Annotated in this window: 24 protein-coding genes; 15 read left to right on the top strand and 9 right to left on the bottom strand. The window is 42.5% G+C overall.

The genetic code is table 11. The annotated features are described in order from the left end of the window. Positions 1-28: 28 nt before the first annotated feature. Together MHH40_RS08615 and MHH40_RS08610 are read left to right on the top strand one after the other, a co-directional pair. Positions 29-1036, top strand: coding sequence for a LacI family DNA-binding transcriptional regulator (locus MHH40_RS08615; protein WP_003213988.1), 1008 nt, complete (start codon positions 29-31; stop codon positions 1034-1036). Between the two features lie 120 nt (positions 1037-1156). Next, a complete protein-coding gene (locus MHH40_RS08610) occupies positions 1157-2530 on the top strand; it encodes an MFS transporter (RefSeq protein ID WP_106035951.1) in 1374 nt (457 codons plus the stop codon). Between the two features lie 247 nt (positions 2531-2777). On the opposite strand, the gene MHH40_RS08605 is transcribed toward MHH40_RS08610, so the two are convergent. Continuing rightward, positions 2778-3554, bottom strand: coding sequence for a class I SAM-dependent methyltransferase (locus MHH40_RS08605; RefSeq protein ID WP_340900944.1), 777 nt, complete (start codon positions 3552-3554; stop codon positions 2778-2780). Between the two features lie 117 nt (positions 3555-3671). Between MHH40_RS08605 and MHH40_RS08600 the strand changes: the two genes are divergently transcribed. Beyond that, on the top strand, positions 3672-4577 hold the full coding sequence (locus tag MHH40_RS08600; protein WP_340900941.1) for a LysR family transcriptional regulator: 906 nt from the start codon (positions 3672-3674) through the stop codon (positions 4575-4577). Positions 4578-4622: 45 nt separating this feature from the next. On the opposite strand, the gene MHH40_RS08595 is transcribed toward MHH40_RS08600, so the two are convergent. Further along, positions 4623-5408: a carbon-nitrogen family hydrolase gene (locus MHH40_RS08595; RefSeq protein ID WP_340900940.1), complete on the bottom strand. Its 786-nt coding sequence runs from the start codon at positions 5406-5408 to the stop codon at positions 4623-4625. Positions 5409-5643: 235 nt separating this feature from the next. Between MHH40_RS08595 and MHH40_RS08590 the strand changes: the two genes are divergently transcribed. Continuing rightward, positions 5644-6600, top strand: coding sequence for an acetylxylan esterase (locus tag MHH40_RS08590; RefSeq protein WP_050943250.1), 957 nt, complete (start codon positions 5644-5646; stop codon positions 6598-6600). Between the two features lie 35 nt (positions 6601-6635). Here MHH40_RS08590 and MHH40_RS08585 read toward each other — a convergent pair whose 3' ends face one another. Beyond that, positions 6636-6950, bottom strand: a complete 315-nt coding sequence (locus MHH40_RS08585) for a hypothetical protein (RefSeq protein WP_003213913.1) — start codon at positions 6948-6950, stop codon at positions 6636-6638. A 60-nt stretch (positions 6951-7010) separates the two neighbouring features. Between MHH40_RS08585 and MHH40_RS08580 the strand changes: the two genes are divergently transcribed. The 5 genes from MHH40_RS08580 to MHH40_RS08560 all read left to right on the top strand — a co-directional run bounded on the left by MHH40_RS08580 (position 7011) and on the right by MHH40_RS08560 (position 13233). Then, a complete protein-coding gene (locus MHH40_RS08580; RefSeq protein WP_106029626.1) occupies positions 7011-7814 on the top strand; it encodes a nucleotidyltransferase domain-containing protein in 804 nt (267 codons plus the stop codon). Positions 7815-7974: 160 nt separating this feature from the next. Then, entirely contained in the window at positions 7975-8892 is a 918-nt protein-coding gene (locus tag MHH40_RS08575) for a proline dehydrogenase family protein (protein ID WP_050943247.1), read from the top strand. 23 nt (positions 8893-8915) lie between these two features. After that, complete coding sequence (gene pruA, locus MHH40_RS08570) at positions 8916-10463, top strand: L-glutamate gamma-semialdehyde dehydrogenase (RefSeq protein ID WP_137055252.1); 1548 nt, start codon at positions 8916-8918, stop codon at positions 10461-10463. Between the two features lie 125 nt (positions 10464-10588). Continuing rightward, positions 10589-11821, top strand: coding sequence for a PucR family transcriptional regulator (locus MHH40_RS08565; protein WP_003214110.1), 1233 nt, complete (start codon positions 10589-10591; stop codon positions 11819-11821). A 113-nt stretch (positions 11822-11934) separates the two neighbouring features. Further along, positions 11935-13233: an arsenic transporter gene (locus tag MHH40_RS08560; RefSeq protein ID WP_340900938.1), complete on the top strand. Its 1299-nt coding sequence runs from the start codon at positions 11935-11937 to the stop codon at positions 13231-13233. A 46-nt stretch (positions 13234-13279) separates the two neighbouring features. Here MHH40_RS08560 and MHH40_RS08555 read toward each other — a convergent pair whose 3' ends face one another. Next, positions 13280-13957: an amino acid ABC transporter permease gene (locus MHH40_RS08555; protein ID WP_003214368.1), complete on the bottom strand. Its 678-nt coding sequence runs from the start codon at positions 13955-13957 to the stop codon at positions 13280-13282. A 12-nt stretch (positions 13958-13969) separates the two neighbouring features. After that, positions 13970-14842, bottom strand: coding sequence for a transporter substrate-binding domain-containing protein (locus MHH40_RS08550; RefSeq protein WP_050943239.1), 873 nt, complete (start codon positions 14840-14842; stop codon positions 13970-13972). A gap of 179 nt (positions 14843-15021) precedes the next feature. Between MHH40_RS08550 and MHH40_RS08545 the strand changes: the two genes are divergently transcribed. Further along, positions 15022-15351, top strand: coding sequence for a YckD family protein (locus tag MHH40_RS08545; RefSeq protein WP_050943461.1), 330 nt, complete (start codon positions 15022-15024; stop codon positions 15349-15351). Between the two features lie 49 nt (positions 15352-15400). On the opposite strand, the gene MHH40_RS08540 is transcribed toward MHH40_RS08545, so the two are convergent. Continuing rightward, entirely contained in the window at positions 15401-16165 is a 765-nt protein-coding gene (locus tag MHH40_RS08540) for an MBL fold metallo-hydrolase (RefSeq protein ID WP_050943237.1), read from the bottom strand. A 115-nt stretch (positions 16166-16280) separates the two neighbouring features. On the opposite strand from MHH40_RS08540, the gene MHH40_RS08535 reads away from it, so the two are divergent. Together MHH40_RS08535 and MHH40_RS08530 are read left to right on the top strand one after the other, a co-directional pair. Next, positions 16281-16697, top strand: coding sequence for an Lrp/AsnC family transcriptional regulator (locus MHH40_RS08535; RefSeq protein WP_003214483.1), 417 nt, complete (start codon positions 16281-16283; stop codon positions 16695-16697). Between the two features lie 29 nt (positions 16698-16726). After that, positions 16727-17533, top strand: coding sequence for an aminoglycoside N(3)-acetyltransferase (locus MHH40_RS08530; RefSeq protein ID WP_050943235.1), 807 nt, complete (start codon positions 16727-16729; stop codon positions 17531-17533). Between the two features lies 1 nt (position 17534). Here MHH40_RS08530 and MHH40_RS08525 read toward each other — a convergent pair whose 3' ends face one another. The 3 genes from MHH40_RS08525 to MHH40_RS08515 all read right to left on the bottom strand — a co-directional run bounded on the left by MHH40_RS08525 (position 17535) and on the right by MHH40_RS08515 (position 20294). Next, entirely contained in the window at positions 17535-17921 is a 387-nt protein-coding gene (locus tag MHH40_RS08525) for a competence protein ComJ (protein WP_050943233.1), read from the bottom strand. A gap of 120 nt (positions 17922-18041) precedes the next feature. Next, positions 18042-19739 carry a methyl-accepting chemotaxis protein gene (locus tag MHH40_RS08520; RefSeq protein WP_050943231.1) on the bottom strand — a complete coding sequence of 566 codons (1698 nt, stop codon included), beginning with the start codon at positions 19737-19739 and terminating at the stop codon, positions 18042-18044. Positions 19740-19865: 126 nt separating this feature from the next. Further along, complete coding sequence (locus MHH40_RS08515; protein ID WP_003214307.1) at positions 19866-20294, bottom strand: NucA/NucB deoxyribonuclease domain-containing protein; 429 nt, start codon at positions 20292-20294, stop codon at positions 19866-19868. Positions 20295-20661: 367 nt separating this feature from the next. Here MHH40_RS08515 and MHH40_RS08510 point away from each other — a divergent pair, with 367 nt between their 5' ends. The 3 genes from MHH40_RS08510 to MHH40_RS08500 are packed head-to-tail and all read left to right on the top strand — an operon-like array spanning position 20662 to position 25788. Next, entirely contained in the window at positions 20662-22731 is a 2070-nt protein-coding gene (locus MHH40_RS08510) for a hydantoinase/oxoprolinase family protein (protein WP_050943229.1), read from the top strand. Further along, positions 22721-24706 carry a hydantoinase B/oxoprolinase family protein gene (locus MHH40_RS08505; RefSeq protein WP_050943227.1) on the top strand — a complete coding sequence of 662 codons (1986 nt, stop codon included), beginning with the start codon at positions 22721-22723 and terminating at the stop codon, positions 24704-24706. Before MHH40_RS08510 ends, MHH40_RS08505 begins: the two co-directional genes overlap by 11 nt. Further along, on the top strand, positions 24703-25788 hold the full coding sequence (locus MHH40_RS08500) for an ABC transporter substrate-binding protein (protein WP_050943226.1): 1086 nt from the start codon (positions 24703-24705) through the stop codon (positions 25786-25788). The genes MHH40_RS08505 and MHH40_RS08500 overlap by 4 nt, the downstream gene beginning before the upstream one ends. Positions 25789-25795 lie beyond the last annotated feature (7 nt).

The raw sequence follows: 25795 nt of genomic DNA, 5'->3' as shown, positions 1-25795 counted from the left end.
AAACAACAGACTCCCGGAGGTATGAAATGTGTCAGTAAGTATTAAAGATGTCGCATTGAAAGCTGGAGTGTCTATCGCCTCTGTTTCCAGAGTATTAAGTGGTAAACCAGGAGTAGGTGCTCAAACGGCTGAAAGAATCAAACAAGTGATTGATGAGTTAGGCTATCGCCCTAATTTAGGAGCTAGAGGGCTCGTTAAAAGAAAGACTGGCAATATAGCTGTCGTGGTTCCGCGTGGTTCATATATTTTGAATAATCCATTTTTTTCGACGATTTTAGATGGTATTGCGAAGGAATTAGATGAAACTGAATTCAATATGTTGATGTCATTTACATCTATACAGCAGCAGCGATTACTTGAAACACAGGCTGTAGATGGTGCCATTTTATTTTCTCCAAGAAATGAAGAATTGAGTATGGATTGGTTAAAAAGTTTAGCTATTCCCATTATTGTTGTTGGAAGTTACTTAGAGGATTCTCCTTTCCCATGTGTCAGGCCAGATGATGAAGAAGGTGTGTGTCAATCCGTAACGGCCTTATTTGAGAAAGGTCATCGAACCATTGGGCTGGTCAATGGTCCAATGAGTTCGATGCATAGTGTGAGGTACTACAAGGGATATGAGCGCACACTTAAAAATTTAGGGTTAACAATGAACAAAGAACTTGTGTTTGAGTTAGATGAATTTGATGGGGGAAAAGTAGTAGAAGTGGTTTCTCAATTTCTCCAAGGAAACCAGCACATGACTGGAGTTGTTTGCTCTTCAGATTTTTTGGCGATGGGGGTCATGAAAGCTGCAGATCACGCAAATGTGTCCATACCTCATGACTTGTCAGTCGTTGGTGCCGATGATGTGCCCATTGCAAGTTTTCTAACCCCTTCTTTATCTTCAGTTCATGTAGATTTAGTTGGAATGGGGAGAAAAGCTGTTTCTTTATTAACACAGGTATTAGAAGGAGAACAGTTAGAGGCGATGGAACATATCTTCCCTATGTACTATATAGATCGGGGCACCACGGGAACGCCAAAAAAGAAATGATAGATGCTGAAAACTCGTATGAACGCTCTAGAATGTCTCTTGATTTAAAATGTAAGCGATTTCTTTAGCGCTCTTCGGCATGTACTTTTGCATCATTTCCTCTAATAAGGAGGAGATATCATGACGTTAGAAGTCAGCGGAAATTCAAATTCTCATGATGGGCAAGTTGTTGATAGAGCTTCACAACTATTGACGAGAATGGAAAGTGTACCTTTTTCTAGATGGCATTTAAAGCCTCGTATCATTATGGGATCTGCCACCTTTTTTGATGCTTTTGATGCTCTGTCTTTAGCGTTTGTTCTCCCAGTTCTCATCGGCATGTGGAGTTTATCACCTGCTCAAATTGGTCTTCTTATTGGGTCTGGTTATATAGGACAAGCGATTGGTGCCATTTTCTTTGGATGGTTAGCAGAAAGGCGTGGCCGTGTTTTTAGTGCAAAGTGGACTATACTCCTCATGTCCGTCATGAGTATTGCATGTGTGTTTTCAGGTAATTTTATGGCACTGTTTATTTTTCGTTTTATACAAGGAATTGGGGTAGGAGGAGAGGTGCCGGTAGCAGCCTCATATATCAATGAGCTATCCCGGGCTCAAGGGAGAGGCAGATTTTTTATGCTTTATGAGATGATTTTTCCTTTAGGGTTAATGATCTCAGCTCAAATCGGCGCATTTGTTGTACCTAGCTTTGGGTGGAAGTGGATGTTTTTAATTGGAGGCATTGGAGGTCTAATCGTCTTTGTATTCTTTTTTATGTTACGTGAATCTCCAAGATGGCTTATTTCGAAAGGCAGATTAGATGAGGCCGAAAGAATTATTGAAGAAATTGAAGCTAGTACTGACAAACGAATGCCTGTAAAACAAGTATATAATAGTACTGAAAAGGGCGATTGGAAAGAGCTTTTTTCAACTTTTTACCGTAAAAGAACATTGATCGTATGGGGACTATGGTTTTCTGCCTACTTTGTATCGAATGGTTTAAATAACTGGTTACCAAGTCTTTATAATACGGTTTACAATTTGCCAGTTGGAGATTCATTAAGGGCAGCCTCTCTGACAAATATTTTACAGACCGTAGGTGTATTCGCTTGTGCATTTTTAATTGATAAAGTAGGACGAAAGCGCTGGGCAACCATTGCATTTATCGTAACAGGTGCTTTATTAACGGCTTTATGGATCAGCGGAGCGAGTTCTCCAGAAAGTGTGATCTATTTAGGGTCCGCTGCTTACGGAATGATGGGGACAATTACAGTTCTTCTCTATTTATATACACCTGAAATTTATCCAACACGTATGAGGGTGATTGGAACGGCATTTGCTACTGCTTGGCTTAGACTGGCCTCAGCGATTGCTCCTATTATGATAGGCTTTATTTTAGAGGTGAGCGGTGTTTCAACTATTTTTATTCTTTTCGCAAGTGTGACTGTAGTGGGAGCAATTCTTGCTTTTAAAATGATCGAAACGCGTGAGAAAGTATTAGAGGATATTGCACCGTGATTGACGCACGCAGTGAAGAACTTATTCCAAAGAGGGTAGGTTCTTTTTTTATTCAGAGGATCTACGTACAATTTTTAAAATGCCTAACCGATCTCCGTTCTTTTATCTTATAATAGAAACAAGATGTAGCACTCCTTGTTGTGAGGAGGGACGTGTCACGAACATGAAAAGCAATACCTGTGAGACAGTGAAGATGTATATTCGAAATAAAAAAGTCTACCGATGAAGGTAGACTTTTTCTATCAGTTCAATTCTTGATTCCTTGAATGAGTGCAGCTTTTAAGCAGAAGGAAATAGGCTGGTGCTGTGCATCGAATTGAAGCTGAAATAGCTGCATTGTATCAGGGTCTGCGGCTTGAAGGTGGGAAACGATCTCCTTTTGAACATTCTCAGGTGTGCGTCCACGTGTGATCCAGTCCTGATAATCAATTTGCAGATCCCAGTAACGAACCTCTTTTTGAGTCAGTTTGTTGGCAGCGAAAAGCTCTTCCCATTCTGATAAAGAGCTTTCTCGCATATGAGAAGGATCTCTGAGTCTGTTTAATTGATTAATGAATGAATCCTGTGCCGTATTCTCAGGTGCATAATGGTCGACGAGCAGAAATGCGCCGCCTTTTTTTAAGACCCGGCTGATTTCGGACATGGCTGCGGGAAGGTTTGGAAAGTGGTGAGCGGCAAACCGGCACGTCACGATATCAAATGATTCATCAGCGAATGGCAATGCTTCTGCGGCTGCCCGTTCAAAAGTAATATGTTCCAGCTGCTGGCGTTCTTTTGCAAGTGCTGCTGCAACCTCGATCATTTTTTGCGTGACATCAATGCCGATCCCTTTAGAAATAATGTCTGAAAAGGAAAAAACGGTATGCCCTGCTCCGCAGCCGATATCAAGTAAATGCTCATGACCCTTCGTATTTGCTGCCTCTTTTATCCATTCCAACTCTTCTCCGGCTGCAAATATAGGTGAATCTCGATAGTTCTCGGCATTTTGTGAGAATTGGTTTTCAGCTTTAGCATATGGATTCATTTCTTCTCCCCCTTTTGTTGTCTCTTTATCGTAAAATTCCTTTTGTTATTTGTCTAAGACATAAAAGATATGACATGAATAGTTAAAACCTATGAGGTGATGTAAGTGGATATACGAATGATGGAATATGTCATGGAAGTGTACCGGCAGAAAAGTTTTACAAAAGCAGCGGACCAGCTTCACATTGCACAGCCTTCTTTAAGCCAACAAATTAAGAAGCTGGAAGAGGAATTAGATACACCCCTATTTATTCGAAAATATGGACAAGTCACGCCTACACCTCAAGGGAGTCGATTCATTAAAAGGGCTGAGAACATTTTGAAGGAAAGAGATGATTTGCTGCGTGAAATGGGAGAAGCAGCTTATGAGGTGGGGAAAGAGCTGAACATTGGAGCGCCAGCCGTCACAGGGGGATATGTCTTGCCCGGTTTATTAAAAACCTTTTGCCAAACGTATCCTCATGTTCACGTTCAACTAATAGAAGAATCACCTCGTGAGCTAGAAAAACTTCTATTGGCTGGTCAGCTGGATTTGGCTATTTTATCTATGCCGGTCGAGCATGAATCATTGAAAACGAAACACATGCTGACAGAGCCGCTTCTTCTCGCAGTTCCGCAAACTGCTCAGCCCTGGTTAACAGATGAATTGAACGAAATCATCAATCAAGCAGATCAGAAAGGGGCTGTTCCGTTTCGCCTTCTGGAAGACGCAGCATTCATTATGCTGAAAGAGGGATACGGCTTTCGGCAAGTGGTCACGGAACTATGTCTTCATCATGGTTTTCAGCCGAAGATTACCTTTGAAACAAGTCATATTCAAACAGCGCAGGCATTGGTCAAAAATGGACTAGGTGTGACAGTTGTGCCGAAAATGGTGGCACAAGAGGACAGGAACGAAGTCACTTATTTGAAAATTGATTCATGCCCAACCCGCACTCTTGTGTTTGCGTATGTGGAAGAAAGGTATTTAACGAAAGCCGCTCAAGCCCTAATGGACCTTTACCAGAATCAAGGGAAAGCTTAAACAAACGTTTAATTAAATGAAAAAAGCAGGGGAGCACCCTGCTTTCTAATAGATGTCCAGACGCTGATCTGTCATCACAGGAATCTGCTGTCTCACTTCATCCACTAGCTGAAGGTCAATGTCCGCATAATAAATGTCTTCCTCATGACTTGTTTCAAGCAGAATACGGCCAAGTGGATCAATCACCATGGAGTGTCCAGGGAATTCAGTGTCTCTGCTTGTGCCTGTTCTGTTAACAGCAATCATAAATGACTGATTTTCTATTGCTCTTGCGATGAGCAAGCTGCGCCAATGATCCACTCTTGCTGACGGCCATTGCGCCGTATTGATAAGCACCTTCGCCCCTTTGTTGACAAGTGTTCTGGAAAGCTGCGGAAAGCGAAGGTCGTAGCAGATCATCGCCCCGATCTTCACATCCTCATCATAGTCAAATAAACCAAGCTGATCACCAGCGGTTAAATAGTTGTGCTCATCCATTAAGCGGAACAAATGAATTTTGTCATAATCGACTAAAAGCTCACCTTGGCGGTTAAATCCATACATCGTGTTGGTGATCCTCTCATCTTCTGTGCGCTTGTTCAATACACTTCCTGCAATGAGAACGACTTGGTGCTTACGGGCAAAGGAAGAGAAAAGCTGTTTTGTTCGTTCACCGTTTACATCCGCCAGCTGATCGGCTTTTTCAAGAGCGTAACCAGTATTCCACATTTCGGGTAAAATGATCAGATCAGGCTGCTCGCGGATCGCTACTTCTAAAAATGCTTCTGCTTTTTGAAAGTTCACATCAGGTTCTCCAATTTGTACGTCCATCTGGACAAGGGCGATTTTCATACAGGTTCCTCCTTTATTCGATGATTGCAAATATGAAATCCATGAATGGGTCGATCGATTTTTTTGACTGAGAATCTCTAGTTTTCAAGCCAGTTTCTTTATCATAAAGGTTTCAATCTTCTTTGCCAATAGAAATGTCAGAAGGTTTTGTCTTTTGTAATGAAAATGTCTTTCTTCGTCAAGAAAACAGTGATATGATACACACAACTAATAAAACAAAGGGGGATAGTAGGATATGCAATTGTTTGATTTACCGTTAGATGAGCTAAAAAAGTATAAACCGAAGAAAACAGCACGTCCTGATTTCTCAGACTTTTGGAAGGCGTCGCTTGAAGAACTGAACCAAGTGGAGGCAGAGCCAGCACTTGAACCTTATGATTATCCAGTAAAGGGCGTTAAGGTGTACCGCCTGACGTTTCAAAGCTTTGGTCAATCTCAAATTGAAGGCTGGTATGCGGTACCAGATCAAACAGGTCCGCATCCAGCACTCGTTCGTTTTCATGGCTATAATGCAAGCTATGACGGCGACATTCATGACATCGTCAATTGGGCACTGCATGGCTATGCGACATTTGGCATGCTCGTCCGCGGTCAAGGCGGCAGTGAAGATAAGACAGTGACACCAGCAGGGCAGTCTCTGGGATGGATGACAAAAGGTATTTTATCGAAAGAGACCTACTATTATCGTGGTGTTTATTTAGATGCGGTTCGAGCGCTCGACGTGATTCAGTCCTTCCCAGAAGTGGATGAACACCGAATCGGCGTGGTGGGCGGCAGCCAGGGTGGTGCACTAGCGGTTGCAGCTGCAGCACTTTCAGACATTCCGAAGGTCGTCGTGGCAGATTATCCGTACTTATCAAATTTCGAGCGTGCAGTGGATGTGGCATTGGAGCAGCCTTATTTAGAAATCAATTCATACTTTCGCAGAAACAGCGACCCAGAAGCGGAAGAAAAGGTATTTGAGACGTTAAGCTATTTTGATTTAATCAATTTAGCCGGATGGGTGAAACAGCCCACATTGATGGCGATCGGTCTGATCGACCAAATCACCCCGCCATCTACTGTGTTTGCGGTATACAACCATTTAGAAACAGATAAAGATTTAAAGGTGTATCGCTACTTTGGACACGAGTACATCCCGGCTTTTCAAACAGAGAAGCTTGCCTTTTTACAAAAGCATTTAACGAATTAAAAGAAAAGAGGCCACTCTCTAGGAGGGCCTCTTTTTTAATAGCTCGTATTCTGTCTCGTTTTTTCATCAGGCACTAACGCGGTGATAATGAGAGCAAGGGCAGTGATGATATGAAGAATGAATCCGAGAATCGGAATCCAGGCAAGACAGGATGTGACAATTCCGATGATGCTTCCAATCATTGGTCCCTGGTCTCGCTTCGATAAGACGAGTGTGATAATATGCAGAATAAGCATGACCATGAGCGGTGTATAGCCATTACTGATAACGAATAGACCTCCGATCACAGGGATGGCAAGGCAGGCTTCAAAAATCCCAGTGATCCATTTCATAATGCGAGATATAGACATTAGATCCAACTCCTTTTTCATATATGTCTTATTCGTATTTTCCCAAAACGTGAAGAAGTCATGCAGAATTCTATAGAAAGAGTTGATGGACGCTTGAGAGAGAGAATTAAGGAAGAGCTGAAAATCATTGAAAAAACGTATGACGTAAAGATTTGCCTTGCCGTCGAATCAGGCAGCAGGGCATGGGGTTTTCCCTCGACCGATAGTGATTATGATGTTCGTTTTTTATATGTTCCCCGGAAAGAATGGTATTGGGCGATGGAAGAGCATCGTGATGTCATTGAACGGCCGATTGATGACATGCTTGATATCAGCGGCTGGGAGCTTAGAAAGGCACTGCGCCTATTCAATAAATCAAATCCGTCCATTATGGAATGGCTGTCTTCTGATATCATCTATGCTGAATCTTTCTCTTTGGCAAAGCAGCTAAGAGAATTAAAAGATCGAGCGTTTTACCCTGCGGCTTTGATGTATCATTACCTCAATATGGCGAAGCGGAATGAGAGTCGGCATTTACGAGGAGAGCAGGTGCGAATCAAGAAGTATTTCTATGTGCTTCGTCCGCTGCTTGCCTGTCAGTGGATTGAGCGTTACCGGACAGTTCCACCGATGGACTTTCATGAATTGCTCGAGGAGCTAGTGGAGGAAGGCCCGCTTTTAGCAGAAATTCACGAACTGCTCAAACGTAAAATGGACGGAGAAGAAATGGATGTAGAGAACCGTCTCGCTCATGTCCATCCATTTATTGATCAAGAGCTGGCGCGTTTTGATGAATTGGTGAAAAGCTACAATCAACCGAAAGACAATCTGATGCAAGAATTAAATGAGCTGCTGCAGTCTACCCTTGATGAGGTGTGGGCGTAGGAGGGAAGAGCCAGCCGGATAGCGGCAGGCTCTTTTTTATCTCTTATTGTGATAAAACCACAAAAAAAGTCAGAATTTTTGTCATCTTCAAATATTGTAGCGGACAGCTTATGAGCCTTACAATAAAGACATAGCTTACAAAGAGTGGGAGGTGCCCTTTATGGAGTCGGTCACAAGAAATTTCTTCTTGTTTTTGTCAAAAAGCAGTCTCTTGAACCATATTGCTCGTAATTGGGGAAGTGCTGTTGCATCTAAGAAAATCATCGGTGGGAAAGATTTTGAGAGCGCTATCTCTGTCATTAAACGATTAAATGATCAAGGAATGGCTGTAACAGTCGATCACCTTGGTGAGTTTGTCACAAAGGCAGAGATTGCAAATGAGCGGACGGATGAGTGTATTCAAACCATTCAGCGGATTGCAGAGGCCAAGCTCAATTCCCACGTGTCACTCAAAATGACATCACTCGGCCTGGATATTGACGATGACCTTGTGTATCGCAATATGAAACGTATTTTAGATACGGCAGAAAAACACCGTATCATGGTGACAATCGATATGGAGGATGAACAGCGCTGTCAAAAAACGCTGGACATTTTTAAAGAGATGAAATCTCAATATGAGTATGTTAGTACGGTCCTGCAGGCGTATTTGTACAGAACAGAAAAGGATCTTGATGACCTCAATGAGCTGCAACCATTTTTACGACTTGTAAAGGGTGCCTATAAGGAATCCGCCGAAGTGGCGTATCCGAACAAAAAAGACGTTGATCAGAATTACAAGAAACTGATCGAAAAGCAATTACTTACAGGGAACTATACAGCCATTGCGACACATGACGATCAAATGATCGAGTTCACGAAAAATATTGTAAAAAAACACAATATACCGACAAGTCAGTTCGAATTTCAAATGCTGTATGGCATGAGATCAGAAACGCAGCAGTCACTTGTGAAGGAAGGCTATCAAATGAGGGTCTATACCCCGTATGGACGAGAGTGGTATGGCTACTACATGAGACGTCTTGCAGAACGGCCGGCAAACATTGCCTTTGCTTTAAAAGGAATGACGAAAAAATAATTTGAAACGGGAGCGTGACAAAGATGACAACACCTTACAAACATGAACCATTCACGGATTTTAGCCAGGAAGAAAACCGCAAAGCGTTTGAACAAGCATTAGCAAAGGTAACAGAATCACTGGGTCAAACCTATCCGCTCGTGATTAATGGCGAAAAAATCGAAACGAAAGACCAAATTGTCTCGATCAATCCAGCGAAAAAGGATGAAGTTGTTGGAACCGTATCAAAGGCCGGGAAAGAAGAGGCAGAACAAGCGGTTCAGGCTGCGGCCAAAGCATTTGAAACTTGGCGCTATACGTCTCCAGAAGAAAGAGCCAGCGTCATATTCCGTGCTGCGGCAAGCATTCGCCGTAAAAAGCATGAGTATTCAGCCCTTCTTGTCAAAGAAGCAGGTAAGCCTTGGAACGAGGCGGACGCAGATACAGCAGAAGCGATCGACTTCCTTGAATATTATGCTCGTCAAATGCTGGAGCTGGCGAAAGGCAAACCAGTGAACAGCCGCGAAGGGGAACACAATCAATACGTATACACACCAACTGGCGTGACGCTCGTCATTCCGCCGTGGAACTTCTTGTTTGCCATTATGGCAGGAACAACAGTAGCACCAATCGTTACAGGGAACACAGTTGTCTTAAAACCTGCAAGTGCAACTCCTGTCATTGCGGCACGTTTTGTGGAAGAGCTTGAGCAAGCAGGTCTTCCAAAGGGTGTGGTGAACTTTGTACCAGGAAGCGGAGCTGAAGTTGGAGATTACTTAGTCGATCACCCGAAAACAAGCCTGATTACATTCACTGGCTCAAGAGAAGTAGGGACACGTATCTTTGAACGTGCGGCAAAAGTACAGCCAGGTCAGCAGCATTTAAAGCGTGTCATTGCTGAAATGGGTGGTAAGGATACAGTGGTTGTAGATGAGGATGCAGACGTCGAATTAGCGGCTAATGCCATTTTCACATCAGCCTTCGGTTTTTCAGGTCAGAAATGTTCAGCTGGATCTCGGGCAGTCGTCCACGAGAAGCTGTATGACCAAGTGATCGAGCGAGTGAAGGAAATCACAGAAACGAAAACAACAGCGAATCCTCTTTCTGCGGATGTCTACATGGGACCTGTCATTGATCAAGCGTCCTTTGACAAGATCACGGATTATATCGAGGTTGGCAAACAGGAAGGCCGCTTAGTCACTGGCGGAACGAGTGATGATTCAGAAGGATATTTCATTCACCCAACCATTTTTGCAGATCTTGAGCCAACATCTCGCTTGATGCAAGAAGAAATCTTTGGACCTGTCTTGGCCTTCTCGAAAGTATCTAGCTTTGATGAGGCACTTGAAGTAGCCAACAACACGGAATATGGTTTGACAGGTGCTGTCATTACCAATAATCGTGATCACATCAACCGTGCGAAGCAGGAGTTCCACGTAGGGAACCTCTACTTTAACCGTAACTGCACAGGAGCCATCGTGGGATACCACCCATTCGGCGGATTCAAAATGTCAGGAACCGATTCAAAAGCAGGCGGTCCAGATTACCTAGCTCTACACATGCAGGCAAAAACGATTAGTGAAATGTTTTAAGTTGGAAAAGCATGAACCTGTGCACACGGGTTCATGCTTTTTTTGCTTGTCTACGACTTGTTTCTATGCAAATCTGTCCGGAAAGAAGTATGATAAATGTATTACTTAATCAGGGAGCAATCGGGATGGAAGAGATATTAGAAAAGCTTCATACATTTTTTGATGTCGATAAGTTAATTGCATTTATTAGCGGGTATTTAAAAAAACCAGTCATTTTAGAAAGCACAGAGTGTCAGCTCCTTGCTTATAATTCTTACAGCATTCAGCAGTTTGACCCAGTCAATCAGCAAACGATTTTCTCAAAGGAATGTCCGGGGTCTGTAGTCGATTGGTTAAAGAAAACAGGGGTCATCGAGCGGCTTCACAAGGAGTCAAAGCCTTTTTATGTGAGCGGTCATGACGAGCTCGGGTTTAATCGGCGGGTGGCTGTGAGCGCCAAGCACAAACAAGAGGTTGTAGGCTTTATTTGGGTGCAGGACATTGAGGATTCCCTCACGCAGGAGGAGCTGCAATTTTTGCATGAAGCTTCCTTTCAAGTGGGAAAAGTGATTTATAAGAATAAGAAACAGCTGGAAAAAAAGGAAGGCAAGATTGAAGAATTTTTCAAAAAGGTCATGGATGATCATTTTTATACAGAAGAAGAACTGAAGTGGGAGGCTGAGAATTTAAGCATCCCGCTGCCAGCGGTGTTTACTGTCATGGTCGTACACGCTGCCGATAACAAAAGTGAGACGGCAGAAGATGTAAAGGACGTCATTCGGACGTATTTGCAGCTAGAAGACAAGGTGAATCACGTATACTCCGTTCAAGCCGACATTGTCGTGATATTGGGCAGCTTGTCAGACCGGCACTCACCGAAAGCGACTGCGGCTGACGTCATCGCTCACCTGCAATCGAAAGCGCATGCCCATCCTTCTCCATTGTATATTGGAATGGGAAGAGAATATCGAGATGTCATGAAAATGAGCACAAGTCGATTTGAAGCGATAGAGGTCGTGAAGGCTGTGAAAATTGTGGGGGGACAAGAGCTGATTCCATATGATTACGAGAATCTGGGGGTTTTCCGGTTCTTAGACTCAATTTACAGTCATCAAAAAAAGAAAAATGACTTCAATCCAGATTTATTACGTTTGAAAGAAAAAGACCGTGACAGCCAAACCTCATTTTTAAAAACGCTTGAAGTCTACTTATTGAATAACTGCAAGCTAAAGCCAGCCGCGGAGCAGTTGTTTATTCATCAAAATACATTAAATTATCGAATGAAACAAATCTTTGATATGACCTCAATCGATTTAAGTCACTTCAGCCAGCGATGTGAGTTATTTATTGAATTAATGCTGATGAAAAAAGATCAATAGTCATCGAATCCGCAGGTGCCCGGGATCACCTGCGGGTTTTCATGTGAAAATGGCATACAACGGCTGTGTTTCGTTGTATGATAGATAAGGATTTTATGAAAGGGGGGCCACCTTTGGGAGCAGTCACCTTGGCCATTTTGATTTTCATCCTGACCCTCGTCCTTGTCATTTGGCAGCCAGGACGTTTAACCATTGGATGGTCAGCATGTGGAGGCGCCATTCTTGCACTTGCCTTTGGTGTCGTTCATCTGGGCGATGTGTGGGAAGTGACGCAGATAGTATGGAACGCAACATTTGCGTTTATTGGCATCATTATTATTTCGTTAATTTTAGATGAAATTGGGTTTTTCGAATGGGCTGCACTGCATATGGCAAAAGCCGCAAGAGGGAACGGTGTCCGCATGTTTATTTATTTAACATTGCTCGGCGCTGTCGTGGCTGCTTTTTTTGCGAATGATGGAGCGGCACTGATTTTGACCCCGATCGTCTTGTCTGTAGTGAGAGCGTTAAAGCTGGATGAGCGGATGATCCTGCCTTTTGTGATGGCGAGCGGCTTTATTGCAGATACAACCTCCTTGCCATTTGTTATTAGTAACTTGGTCAATATCGTATCAGCCGACTATTTTCATATTGGGTTTCTAGAATATACAGCAAACATGTTCGTGCCAAACCTTGTGTCGCTTGGAGCAAGCATGCTAGTGCTTTATGTGTTTTACCGAAAGCTTATCCCAAAAACATACGATGTATCACAGGCGAAGGAACCGGCATCAGCAATCCGGGATATCCGCATGTTCCGCTTGTCTTGGTATGTGCTTGGCTGTTTGCTTGTCGGTTATTTTGCAGGGGAACTCATTGGGGTTCCGGTCTCCATCATTGTGGGCGGTATTGCCCTTGTCTTCTTGTGGCTGGCAAGAAGAAGTCCGCAAGTGGCGACAAAACGTGTCGTAAAAGAAGCACCGTGGTCCATTGTCTTTTTCTCAATCGGCATGTATGTCGTCGTATATGGACTGAAGAATGTCGGTCTCACAGAAATATTGGCAGCATGGATCGAACAAGGAGCATCGCATGGCTTGCTTGCGGGAACGATGTTTATGGGCGTGCTTGCCGCAGTGCTGTCCTCTGTCATGAACAATCTGCCTACCGTATTGATTGATGCGATAGCAATCGGTCATACAGATACAGCAGGCGTCATGAGAGACGGACTGATTTATGCCAATGTCATCGGCTCCAATCTTGGTCCGAAAATGACCCCTATCGGCTCATTGGCGACATTGCTGTGGCTTCATGTTCTTAAGAAAAAAGGCGTCCATATCTCTTGGGGTGCATACATGAAAGCCGGAATCTTCCTGACCATCCCAACCTTGATCCTTACTTTACTGGGGTTATATGCGTGGTTATGGCTAATACATTAAAGCTGAATCTAAAAAAGAGCAGGTCGATTGGATCTGCTCTTTTTTGTTACAGATATTTTGCATAGTGTTTTTCTAAAAAGTCCTGAAGCAATGAGACTACGCTGCAAATGCCCCAGTAAATGAGGGCGACCAAAATATACATGGTCATATAATCGAATTCGCGCCCACCTACGATCTTTGCTTGCTGGAAAAGCTCGGGTACAGTTATCATCGCAGCCAGTGAGGAGGCCTTGATTAAATCGAGCATGACATTGGTCAATGGTGGCAGTGCGATGCGGACGGATTGAGGCAAAATGACACCGCGCATCGTTTGCCAATAGCTGAGCCCTAGTGATTTGGCAGCTTCCACCTGTCCACTTGGAACAGATGAGAGGGCCGCCCGATTGATTTCTGCAATATAGGCAGCGCTATTGAAGCTGAATCCAATAATGGCAGCAGTGACCGCTGTAAACTCAATGCCGATATAAGGAAATCCAAAATAAAGAATAAACAAAATCACCAGAATGGGCACACCACGCATGAATGAGATATACAGCCGTGCAGGCAGCCAAAGCATCCACGTGTTCGCCATTCTGGCAAGCGCAATAAAAAAGCCAAGAATGGTGCCAAAAAACATGCTCACAAAGGAAATGAGCAGCGTCAACCAGATGCCTTTCATGACAAATGGAAATGACGCCTTTGCCAGTGCAGGATTAAATATATATTCTAAATGAATATCTCCCACGCTTGTGGCTCCTTATTTAGAAATGTCGACATCTTCGACATCAGCATTTATTTTCTTTGAGACGTCTGCATGATTAAAGAATTTTTCGGAAATCTTTTTCATGGTTCCGTCCTTTTTCATTTCTTTTAAGACACGATTTAATTCTTTTTGAAGCTCTGTGTTGTCTTTCTTCATCACAAAACCTTGTTCGTTTGGCATGTATTTTAAGTCAGGGTGAATCGTAATATTTAATTTCGGGAATGCAGCTAGAGCTAGTGTCTGCAAGTAATAATCATTTAGAATGACATCTGTACGACCGTTAGCGACATCCTTTAAGTATTGCTCGTTTGTCGCATTATCATAAATGACTTCCTTCGCACCGTACTTGCGAGCGACATCCATGTAAATCGTTGTGGCAGCACCAGCTGCTTTCTTTCCTTTTAAATCTTTTAACGTTTTAATGCCAGACAAATCATCTTTTCTTACGATCGCCGTGCCATAAGAATATTTATAAGGAGTTGAAAAGGCGAACTTATCTTTTCTGTCATCTGTGATGTCAATGTCATTTGCAGCGGCATCCACTTGACCAGAATTAATGGCGCTCAGCATGCCATCATAGCCCATTTCTTTAAATTCTACTTTCACATCAAGGCGTTTAAATGCTTCTTTGACCACTTCCACTTCATAACCAGTCAATTGATCCTTGCCATTAGCGGTATCATGATATGACGTTGGATAAAGGGTGCCTGAAGTAGCAACCACGATTTTCCCTTTCTTTTGAATCTCATCCCACTTTGAATCTCCAGACTGAGAAGAGCCTGATTGACTGCAAGCAGACAAGACAAGTATGAAAGCAGACACAACAAGCATTACCCAGATCGATTTTCTATGATAAAAACGACTCATTTAAGAATCCTCCTCTATTTTTTATACAAAACAAAACATAGCACGCTTTTTCTGTTAGGACAACGTTTTCAGAAGAAAAGCGAAAAAGTAAGAATATTATGTGCAATTTGTGTGATGGAATATGTATAAAAAAGGAAAGTGTGCACAAAATAAATGCGAATAAAGGAGGGAATAAAATGATGAAAAGAATAAGTGGATTGATCATATTATCGATGATGCTGTTGTCTGGTTTTTATATGGAAACAGCTCATGGAGAAACACCCCAAATGGAAAAGCGTCCAGTAACGCATCAAGTAAAACTAACGACAGAACAACAAAAACAAATTGAAACGCTTGAGCAGCAAATTCTTTCTAAACGAAAAGAAGTGATTGAGAAGTACGTCCAATATGGTGTGTTAACAAAGGAACAAGGTACACATATTACGAAACGGATGGATGAGCATTACAATCATTTGAAAAACAACGGATTTGTGCCATTGCTGAAAAAACCACAGCACCATCGACCATAAGGATGAAACCGGCAGCGAGGTGCCGGTTTTTTATTGTTTATCAATCTATTCAAAAGGAGAGACTTTCACCATCTTTAGGGACAAAAATGGCTTGTGCTGCTTGATGATCCTGAATGTAAAATTGTAAAGAGGCTCTTGTTAGTAAGCAATGATTCACTGCCTCAAGGTGAGTAGCGACAATTTGTGCAGTTGGGTGAGAACGGTGAACGTCTAAAATGTCTTCCTTCGTCATCGTAATCGGATCGCCTTCTAAAAATTGAGCAGCTCCGCTATTGACCACAATGACATCTGGTTTGCAAGTATTGATAACCTCCTTCGGCTCATCACACCAAATGGTATCACCTGCAATGTAAAGGGTAGGTTCATCAGGGTGAGAGAAAATAAAACCGCTGACCTGTCCCATCCGCTTTGCAATTTCTCCTGTCCCATGCTGTCCACCTGTCCGCTGAATATGAACACCATAAATGTCTATTTCATCTTCAATGCATGTGACATGCTGGAAACCAGCCTCTTCAACTTCTTTTTTGTCATTATCCGATTGCGTATAAATGGGTTGGTCTTGGTCTAATTTTTGTTTCGCCTCGTCATCAAAGTGATCCACGTGCAAATGAGTGAGTAAGACAGCATCTGGGTGTAGCATGTTGTCTATGTCAATGTTTACAGGCAAATCAACAATCGGATTGTTCAAATGTTGATTGGCTGTATGAGGAAACGGTGGATATGTTCCTTTTGCTGCTAAAAAGGGATCAATGAAGAAAGTTGCCTGACCATATTCAAGGTAGAAAGTAGCATTCCGAATGAGTGTGATTTTCATGAAAAGGCCTCCTTTTTTTCTGCTTAAGTTTACAGTATATTAAAAGAGTTCCATGTGACAGAGGGTAATGAAAGTCTTTCATCAGAAGGACTTGATTTTTGAAAGAGGTGAGCCAATGTTAGACCAAACCGATTTGGATATATTAAAAGAGCTCTCAAAAAACAGCCGATTAACTATGAAAGCGCTAGGTGAAAAAGTTCATTTAACGGGTCAAGCTGTTGCAAATCGTGTGTTAAAGCTTGAAGAAGAGGGTGTGATTGAAGCATATACCATTTCGATTGACTGGCGGACGCAAAAGACCATTCAAACATTTATGCAGCTCTATACTCGCAGTCATCATCACGAACCGCTTCTGTCCTTTCTCGACCGACAGGAAGAGATCAAGAATTTATTTAAAATAAGTGGTGAGGGCTGTTATATGGCTGAAGGTCATTTCTCCAGTCATGATGAACTGGATCTGTTTTTAACGGAGCTGACAAATTACGCAAATTATAAACTGTCTATTGCGGTTAAGCGTCTCATTCAGCAGTAAGAAAAGAGACGCAGGAGGATAAGGAAACGATGAAAAAATTAATCGAAAATCAAGCTGGACCGGTGACAAAGGAAAAAATCAAAGCAGACTTGGTTCAACTTGGTGTGAAAAAAGGCATGATTTTATGTGTTCACTCATCTTTATCATCTATTGGATGGGTAAACGGAGGCGCTGTTGCCCTCATACAAGCATTGATGGAAACCTTAACAGAAGAGGGGACACTAATCATGCCGGCACAAACGTTAGAGCTTTCTGAGCCCGCTGATTGGATCGATCCGCCTGTTCCTTTTTCATGGTGGAAATCGATCAAAGACACGATGCCTGCATTTGATCCAGCTTACTCGATGCCAACAGCAATGGGAAAGGTAGCGGAAACGTTTTGGAAATACCCGGGCGTGGCGAGAAGCAATCATCCTCATTTTTCATTCACGGCCTGGGGGAAAAAGAAACATGAGCTTCTGAAACACCACGCACTTTCTTTTGGATTAGGAGAACATTCGCCTCTAGCCCGCATGTATGATGTTCAGGCTCAGGTGCTGCTGATTGGTACATCTTTTGAAAGTCTGACAGCTTTCCATCTGGCTGAATATCGCATCCCTCAGCAAGACCTCATGACAAGAGGAGCTCCCATCTTAGAAAATGGATGGAGGGTATGGAAAGAATACCAAGATATTATCACAAGAGAAGAATTATTTGAGCAGATCGGCCGTGACTTTCTTCTATCAGGAGGCACTCATCATCACGGTCAAATCGGGCTTGCCAGTTCATATTTATTACCGGTGAGAGAATCAGTAGACTTTGCGGAAAAGTGGCTTGATTTGTACGATCAGTCGTGACCTACACCGTTTGGAAATTCATATGATAAAGGTCTTGATCAGCCTGCTGAGAAGTATAGCAGGTGAGCTGATAGTCTCCCTTTGGAATAGGGAAAGACAGCACCTGAGCCATGACGCTTGTGATATAAACTTGATCGCTTGCATGCGTAAAAGGCACTGTGACCGTTCTATCAGCCGAAGCTGGGGGCATATTGCTATTTAAAGTTACGGTAACAGATGCATTTCCGTTGTTGACCCCTTCAAAGGATACACCGTGATCTCCTATGGCGAAACCTTGAAGAATGTCATCATCTGACCAGTCAATCACAGGTGGTGTTTTGCTTCCGGTGTATACGGTGATTTGGTGATAGGAGATAGATAGGGAATAGGCTTGGTTTAAGTTATTCATTTATAAAACTCCTTTATACATAGATTTTCGTTGGAATGTGAATGGTTGAAAGAGTGATTCTTGAAGAGAATGTTAGGCAGCAAGACGATTGTCGCCGTCTTGCGCTTCTATATGAGGAATCTAGATGTGAAATTGTGAAACCATTGCTTTTAAATCTCCTGCTAAATGGGCAAGAGCTTCTGATGAAGCAGTTACCTCTTCCATTGCGGCAAATTGTTCTTCTGTTAAACCGGCTACTTGCTGTGAATGTTCACTTGTTAGTTTAACCCCTTCTGTAATAGTGGCAAAGGATCGTTTCGCATCGTTTGTATAAGCTGCGATTTTTTGTGATGCACTAGATAAATGCTTGATACCATCTGCCATTTCTCTCATTGACTGCTGAATATCAATAAATGATTCTTCTGTATGAGAAATAAGTACAGTCCCTTGAGCCGCTTCCTCTCTTACTCGTTTAATCGCATTAGTTGAATGAGTCATCTCTTTTTGGATTTCAGAAATGAGATGGGAAATCATATTTGATGATGATTGAGATTCTTCAGCGAGCTTTCTTACTTCGTCTGCGACAACTGCAAATCCTTTCCCATGCTCGCCTGCTCGTGCTGCTTCAATTGCTGCGTTAAGAGCAAGCAGGTTGGTCTGGTTAGCGATGTCTGTAATAACATGGGAAATATGATCAATTTCAGCCGAACGTGTTTCTAATGCTTGAATGGCTGTCCCATTTTCCTCTATTGATTTTGCAATAGATGTCATTTGTGAGTTTACTTCCCCAATATTCTGTACACCTTTTAGGGCGATTTCTTGTGCAAATTGACTTCTTGAAGCCATTTGCCCCGCATTTTCCGTGATGTTTGCCAACTCGTTAGATACTTGAATCATCGTGTGCTCACTTGTTGTCATTTGAGCTGACTGTTCTTCTGATGATTGAGCGACTTCCTGAATACTATGGGTGATTTTTTCGGATGCTGCACTTGTTTCTTCTGCACTAGCTGACAGCTGTTCAGATGAGGTTGCCACTAATTCAGACGTGTTCATCACATTAAGAATGGTGTGATTTAGTTTTTCCCGCATTTTATTGAAATGATCAGCCAGATCAGACAGTTCGTCGCCTGCTGTATCTGTCACATTGATGGTTAAATTTCCTTCACCTGCACTTTTAATGGCAGAAGCCATACGCTTGAGACGGGTTTGAATCCGCTTTGTGAAAATAGAAATAATGATCACAGCAACGATTAGGCTTAACAACAGAACTATGAAAAATTGAATGTAGAATGACTGAAGCATTTGTGAAATCATGCTTTGGTTGGCGCCAGTATAAAAAATACCGATCGTTTCGCCTGCATCATTTTTGATCGGCATATAAGCCGTTTGGTAGTCTTTCCCTGCAACATTTGCTGTGCCGTAATAGTTTTCACCTTTATCTAATACAGTGGCCTTCACTTCTGGTGAAACTTGTGTACCGACAGCTCGTTTTCCGTTTAACATGACATTTGTTGCGACACGGGTATTTCCTTGGAAAATTGTGACGGTATCATCAGTGTATTCTGCTAAATGGTCGACCAATGTATCATGATCATTGATTTGGGTATTTCCTTTGTAAAGCTTTCCATCTTTTATCTGCCACGAGCCTGCTACTTTTTCATCTAGGTAGGCATAGCCTAGCTTTAAATCACCTTTTGCTTTTTCAGTGGCCATGTGCTTGATGTTTTCTGTCATTTCGCGATTCACCACATAACCAACAATTGCTGAAAAGATGATGATGACACTTAAAAAGATCAGCAAAATTTTGGCACCAAGCCTCAGTTTTCCCTTTTTCTTCATGCTTTTTGACTCCTTTAGGTATAAGGTAGGATAAACCTCCTTAAGGATTATCGGCATGAAAAAAATGTTTGAAATACCTGAATGCAGTTACGAGGAAATTTTTTTAGATAGAAAAGGGAAATGGCGTTAATCGATGATAAATTGTATTCTTGTGCCGTCAGGATCATCCGATAATTGATGACCGACCCATGAGCCGGCTCCTCTATTATCTGAAGGACTAATATATTTGACTGAAGCTCCTGTTCCTCCTTCCTTACACATCGCCATCGGCCATTCGTCCCGATCATACCCGCGCTTTGTTGGGATGCCATGAAGTGATTGTTCTCTTTGTTCATCGCTATGTTTACGGTCAATCGTGCATACGGATGAATGCCCTTCATCAATTGCCTCTTCTATGTGCTTCGCGGTTTCAGGGTAACGTTCTGATGGGAAGTGAATGGTCTTGTCATAAGATGAATTCGTCGTCTCTTGTTTACTTTGCTCCAGCTGAATATAGCCTGTTGCTACACCAACGACGATCAGTAAAAGCAAGAGAATGATTTTAAGAAGTTTCATAGATGCTAGCTCTCTTTCTTGTTTGCGTATTTTGTAAACAGAAGTATAGCAGAATTACTTACCAATTTCTCCTGGTTTTGAAAAAACGCCTTTTAAAGTTCGAAAAACGGTTTTTATCCGTTTTCTTGCTTTTCACATTTGTAAAAATTCATAAAAATTTTAATTTTTCAGTTCATAAAAAGATTATGCTTTATCAAAATGGCTTTATCACTGCTTTTTGGGCTAATTTCAAGAATTTAACACACAGAAATTTTAAAAAAATAAAATTGACTAGACCGATATGCTTTAATAATATGGAGTCAAATATCAAAAAATGTCGTAATTTATCAAAATATCGTTCTATTTACATTGTAGGAGGGAAGTACAAATGGCGGATGTCTCTTATCGGCTTGGCATAGACATAGGCGGAACATTTACTGACTTATCGCTGATGAATGAAGCAACAGGGGCGCTAACTGAACTCAAAACACCCACAGTGACTGACGACCCAGCTCAGGGAATTATCAATGGGCTAAAACTTCTAAAAGACAGAGGTGTTGATTTAGCTAAAATCCAATATCTCGTACATGGCATGACAATCGGTCTTAATACATTATTGCAGAGAAAAGGAGCAGATTTGGCCCTTTTTGTGACGGAAGGCTTTCAAGACATATTGTCACTACAGCGTTTACGATTACCCATTCCTTATGACTTCAATTCTCGTTTGCCAGAACCATTGATACCACGAAAGCATGTATATCCAATCTCTGAAAGGTTGATACACGATGGTACGATCAAAAAACCTCTCCATCTGCAGCAATTAGATCAGGCTGTCCAGCAGGTCATGTCTAAAGGGCTAGCAGGTATTGTCATTTCTTTTTTACATAGCTATCAAAATCCAGTTCATGAATTACAGGCAAAAGCCTATATCAAACACCATTATCCGCAATTAGAAGTCCTTACTTCATCTGAATTATGGCCCCAAATGAGAGAATACGAGCGTACTGTGATGTCTGTTGTCAATTTGTATATCCAACCAAAGGTGAAACAGTATTTACAAACATTGAAAAGCCGTTTGAAAGAAGAAGGTGTACCAATTTCTCCATACATTACACAATCAAATGGTGGTTTAATGGATGCAGAAAGTGCAGCAACTTCACCTGTTAAAACACTTTTTTCTGGTCCGGCAGCTGGTGTCATTGGTGCGGCAAGAATTGCAGCCGCTGCAAACGAATCCAATCTGATCACGTTTGATGTGGGGGGGACGAGTGCAGATATCTCCATTATTCAAAATGGACAGCCTACGATGGCTCAGTCAAATCAGCTTTCAGGTTTTCCGATCATTCTTCCATCTGTTGCGATGTATTCAATAGGGGCAGGCGGGGGTTCTGTTGCATGGATTGATCAGGGCGGGCTTCTCAAAGCAGGACCAGAATCAGTTGGCTCACAGCCGGGACCAGCTTCGTATGGAAAGGGGATGAAAGCCGCCTTAACTGACGCGTTCCTCATATGTGGTTATCTCAATCAAGAGCGTTTTGCCGGAGGACATTTACAACTACAGCTGTCCGCGGCGGAAAAGGCCTTTCAGCCAATTGCTGACCAGCTCAACAAAACGGTAGAAGAAGCGGCTGACCAGCTGATTCAAGTAGCTGTCGCCAATATGTACACAGAATTAAGCAATGTCATGGAGCAGCAAGGGTTTGACCCAAGAGATTTTAGTTTACTAGCGTTTGGCGGAGCAGGACCGGTTGTAGCGAATTTCCTTGCGCGAGAAATTCATGCGAAAAACGTGGTCGTTCCTCCAAGTCCAGGAACATTATGTGCATTAGGTGCCCTGAACGCTGACTTTATTCATGATGCGGTACTGTCGAAGAAAATATGTTTACAAGACTACTCGATAGATCAACTAAAAAAAGATTATGAGATGCTTTCTCGAAAAGCGACTGATTGGTTCAGTCAGCAGAACATTCAGCATATTAAACAGACATCCATACTATTATTGGCAGATGCACGTTATCAAGGACAAGCCTTTGAGATTGAATTACCTTTATCAGCTGAATGGCTGAAGCAAGAACAAGATATCCATCAACTCATTGAAGCCTTTCACAAACTACATCAGCGTCAATATGGTCATAGAGATGATCAGGCGAACATCGAGTTTACTCATTTACGAGTTCGAGTCATAGGCGAGACGCCGCCGCTGCCTTTCACAACTGTTCATGAAAGCAGCGGACAATCTTTGAAGCCACATGAATTTAGGCGAATCTTTATGGAAGAAAAAGAATATGAAGCAGCTATTTATTACAGAGATACTTTGTCAGTAGGCTCTGTCATTAATGGACCTGCCATCATTGAGCAGGATGATACGACAATATTGATTCTGCCAAATTGGGCAGGCAGCATTGATCAATCAGGGAACTTGGTGATTTCAAGGGAGGCGGCTTTACATGAGAACTGATCCAGCAAAGCTTGAGATGATGCGTAGTTATTTTAATGCAATTGCATCTGGCATGGGACATGTCATTGAGCGGACGTCTTTTACGACTTTCGTCAAAGAATCAGCTGACTTTGCGACAGCGTTAGCCACGCCTTCTGGAGATTTCTTTGTTTATCCGAAGACAGTGGGTGTCACGATCTTTTTAGGGCTGAGTCTTAAAAAAGCGATTGAAGAGAGCGGACCGATGCAGCCAGGAGATATTATCATCACAAATGACCCTTATACGACAGATGGTTTAGCAACTCACCTGCCAGATGTCCATATCATTAAGCCGATTTTCGTAGATGGTGAAATTGTCAGCTATGCTTGGTCTTTTGTTCATGTAAGTGATGTGGGCGGACTTGTGCCCTCAAGTATTTCACCGACAGCGACAGATGTTCATCAAGAAGGATTAAGAATACCGCCAGTGAAAATTTATGAAGGCGGAAAAGAGAATCAGGTCGTTCGTACTTTTTTAAGAGCCAACAGCCGAGCCAGTCATTTAAATGATGGGGATATCAATGCAATGATTGCTGCAGTAAATACAGCAGAAATTCGGTTAAAAGAAATGATCGGGAAATTTGGAATAAATGAAGTGAAACAAGGAATGATGGACCTCCTGAAACAATCTGAGGTTCGTGCAGGAAAGGTCATTGAAGCCATTCCGGACGGAACGAGTGAATTCGCTGATTATTTAGATGATGATATGATCTCGGATGTGCCGATCCGGTTGAAAATCAAGTTAACGGTGAAAGGAAAGCGGCTGACACTTGATTTTTCTGAGTGTGACCCGCAAGTGAAAACAGCTTTTAACCTTGTCACCAATGGTCAGAAGCATTCCTTCCTATATCAAGGATTGATTAATTACATTATTAGTAAAGATCCCTTTATACCGATTAATGGCGGAATCACATATCCGATTGAAGTGATTTCACCTAAAGGGACGTTAGTGCATCCAGAATACCCGGCTTCTGTTGGTATTCGGCATTCAATTACGATGCGGCTGTTCAATGTCGTGCTAGGCGCCATTGGTAAGCTGTTACCTGAGGCGGTGCCGGCAGCAGGTGCAGGTCAATCAGCTATTGTTGTTCTCTCCGTTCCTGATAATCAAACAGGTGGCAGGAAAATGTCTGTTGTTGAACCATTAGGCGGAGGCGGCGGTGCTCAAAATGGAACGGATGGAGTAGATGGCATTGATCATTCGTCTGGCTTTTTGAAAAATACACCCATTGAGAGCTTAGAACAGCATATTGATATTCATGTTCACCGATATGAGCTTTTGCCAAACACAGGCGGAGCAGGAGAAAACAGAGGCGGACATGCGATTGGTTTGGAATTCGAAATGATCAAGCCTGAATCCATGGTGACCGCACGAGGGATGGAACGGATGAAGTTTCAGCCTTGGGGGCTAATGGGCGGCCGCGCGGGAGCTATCGGTGAGGTCAAACTAGTCACAACAAAAGGTGAAAAACAAGACCAGCCGAAAATAGATGTTCTACGTCTTGAAAAAGGAGAAATTGTGCAATTGATATCACCAAGTGGAGGCGGCTGGGGAAATCCATTTGCAAGAGAGAAAGAAAAAGTCCTTCATGAAGTGGAAGCAGGTTTATTAAGTGAAGAAAGAGCGCTGCAGCAATATGGCGTTAAAGTGTATCTAGACCAAAATGAATGGAAGATTGATGAGGAGCAAACGAATCTGCTTCGTGAAAAGGGTAATCATCCTGCTAATATCATGTGGGATGTTGGAGAACACAGAGAAGCTTATGAGAAAGTATGGACGGATGAAGCCAGCAGCGAGCTTGCTGTGCGGCTGCGTTCCTACCCAGCCAATGAACGTACACATTATAAACATGCAGTTCATCAATATTTCAGTCATAGAAATGAGCCGTTAACAAAGAAAGATATTATTCAAGCACTTCGTCATATGGATGGACAAAAAGGGGGAAATGAATCATGAAAAGAAGATTAATCACTATTTTTGCAGGTGCTCTATCAATGATTCTACTGCTGACAGCTTGTGGTGGGAATGGACAGGATCAAGGTAAACAGCAGCAGACTGTAATCGTTGGCGTATACGGAGGCGATTGGGAAAAGAATATCAAACCGATCCTCGAAAAGTTTGAAAAAGATACGGGAATTAAAGTCCAAACCGTCTCTGGTGCGGATTCTGAATGGTTTACAAAATTAAAAGCGTCAAATGGTAAAAATCCACCGTATGACCTGCTTATTTTACAGCCTGATACGATTCAAAGAGGCATTGCAGCAAACGTTCTTGCGCCTATCGATGAAGATCAAGCACCGAATGTCAAAAAACTTTACCGTTCTGTTCAAAAGAAGCTCACTGTTGATGGAAAACAATATGCAGCAGGCTTTAGTATGGGTCAGCTTGGAATTGCTTATCGAAAAGACCTCGTAAAGCAGGAACCAAACAGCTGGACAGACCTATGGAGCAGTCAGCTAAAAGGGAAGGTAGCGATTTCATCCCCGACTTATTCAGCCGGGCTGCAATTTTTCTCTGCGCTTGTCCATGCTCAAGGGGGGACAGAATCAAATCCTAAGGATATTGATAAAGCCTTTAAAAGCCTTTCGCAATTAAAAGGGCATGTAGCTGCTTTTCCAGACAATCCAGGGTCTATTCAAACCTTGTTAGAACGTGGTGACGTCGCAGCAGTTCCATATTGGGATGGACGAGCATTTGCACTTGAAGAAGAAGGAATGAATATTGGTTTCTCATACCCGAAAGAAGGCGCTGTTGCAGCAGTTGCGAGCTGGGCTTTAACGAAGGGAAGTCAGCATGAAGAAGCGGCTTACAAACTATTAAACTATTTAAGTGGAAAAGAAGCTCAAGAGGCTTTCTCGGCAGTATCTTATTATGGTATGTCGAATTCTGATGTGAAATACGGTGACAAGATTAAGGGGAAGGTCAAGGTTGGAGAGAATTATTATAGCAAGCTGACTTGGGTAGATTACGAAACAGCAACTTCGGAGCTGGGCAATTGGACAAATCGATGGAACGAAGTATTAGGCGGAGGAAAATAGGTGATCG

This window comes from Bacillus sp. FSL K6-2431 (genome assembly GCF_038005165.1).
GTDB lineage: Bacteria > Bacillota > Bacilli > Bacillales > Bacillaceae > Bacillus > Bacillus pumilus.
Note: the sequence above shows the minus strand (reverse complement) of the source record. Positions and strands in the feature narration are given on the sequence as shown.

Coding starts and splice junctions, on each gene's coding strand:
- MHH40_RS08575 (WP_050943247.1), top strand. CDS start 7,975: ATGGAGTCGGTCACAAGAAATTTCTTCTTGTTTTTGTCAAAAAGCAGT.
- MHH40_RS08525 (WP_050943233.1), bottom strand. CDS start 17,921: ATGAATAACTTAAACCAAGCCTATTCCCTATCTATCTCCTATCACCAA.
- MHH40_RS08510 (WP_050943229.1), top strand. CDS start 20,662: ATGGCGGATGTCTCTTATCGGCTTGGCATAGACATAGGCGGAACATTT.
- MHH40_RS08520 (WP_050943231.1), bottom strand. CDS start 19,739: ATGAAGAAAAAGGGAAAACTGAGGCTTGGTGCCAAAATTTTGCTGATC.
- MHH40_RS08500 (WP_050943226.1), top strand. CDS start 24,703: ATGAAAAGAAGATTAATCACTATTTTTGCAGGTGCTCTATCAATGATT.
- MHH40_RS08565 (WP_003214110.1), top strand. CDS start 10,589: ATGGAAGAGATATTAGAAAAGCTTCATACATTTTTTGATGTCGATAAG.
- MHH40_RS08540 (WP_050943237.1), bottom strand. CDS start 16,165: ATGAAAATCACACTCATTCGGAATGCTACTTTCTACCTTGAATATGGT.
- MHH40_RS08590 (WP_050943250.1), top strand. CDS start 5,644: ATGCAATTGTTTGATTTACCGTTAGATGAGCTAAAAAAGTATAAACCG.
- MHH40_RS08545 (WP_050943461.1), top strand. CDS start 15,022: ATGAAAAGAATAAGTGGATTGATCATATTATCGATGATGCTGTTGTCT.
- MHH40_RS08550 (WP_050943239.1), bottom strand. CDS start 14,842: ATGAGTCGTTTTTATCATAGAAAATCGATCTGGGTAATGCTTGTTGTG.
- MHH40_RS08595 (WP_340900940.1), bottom strand. CDS start 5,408: ATGAAAATCGCCCTTGTCCAGATGGACGTACAAATTGGAGAACCTGAT.
- MHH40_RS08505 (WP_050943227.1), top strand. CDS start 22,721: ATGAGAACTGATCCAGCAAAGCTTGAGATGATGCGTAGTTATTTTAAT.
- MHH40_RS08515 (WP_003214307.1), bottom strand. CDS start 20,294: ATGAAACTTCTTAAAATCATTCTCTTGCTTTTACTGATCGTCGTTGGT.
- MHH40_RS08610 (WP_106035951.1), top strand. CDS start 1,157: ATGACGTTAGAAGTCAGCGGAAATTCAAATTCTCATGATGGGCAAGTT.
- MHH40_RS08600 (WP_340900941.1), top strand. CDS start 3,672: ATGATGGAATATGTCATGGAAGTGTACCGGCAGAAAAGTTTTACAAAA.
- pruA (WP_137055252.1), top strand. CDS start 8,916: ATGACAACACCTTACAAACATGAACCATTCACGGATTTTAGCCAGGAA.
- MHH40_RS08585 (WP_003213913.1), bottom strand. CDS start 6,950: ATGTCTATATCTCGCATTATGAAATGGATCACTGGGATTTTTGAAGCC.
- MHH40_RS08530 (WP_050943235.1), top strand. CDS start 16,727: ATGAAAAAATTAATCGAAAATCAAGCTGGACCGGTGACAAAGGAAAAA.
- MHH40_RS08605 (WP_340900944.1), bottom strand. CDS start 3,554: ATGAATCCATATGCTAAAGCTGAAAACCAATTCTCACAAAATGCCGAG.
- MHH40_RS08580 (WP_106029626.1), top strand. CDS start 7,011: ATGCAGAATTCTATAGAAAGAGTTGATGGACGCTTGAGAGAGAGAATT.
- MHH40_RS08535 (WP_003214483.1), top strand. CDS start 16,281: ATGTTAGACCAAACCGATTTGGATATATTAAAAGAGCTCTCAAAAAAC.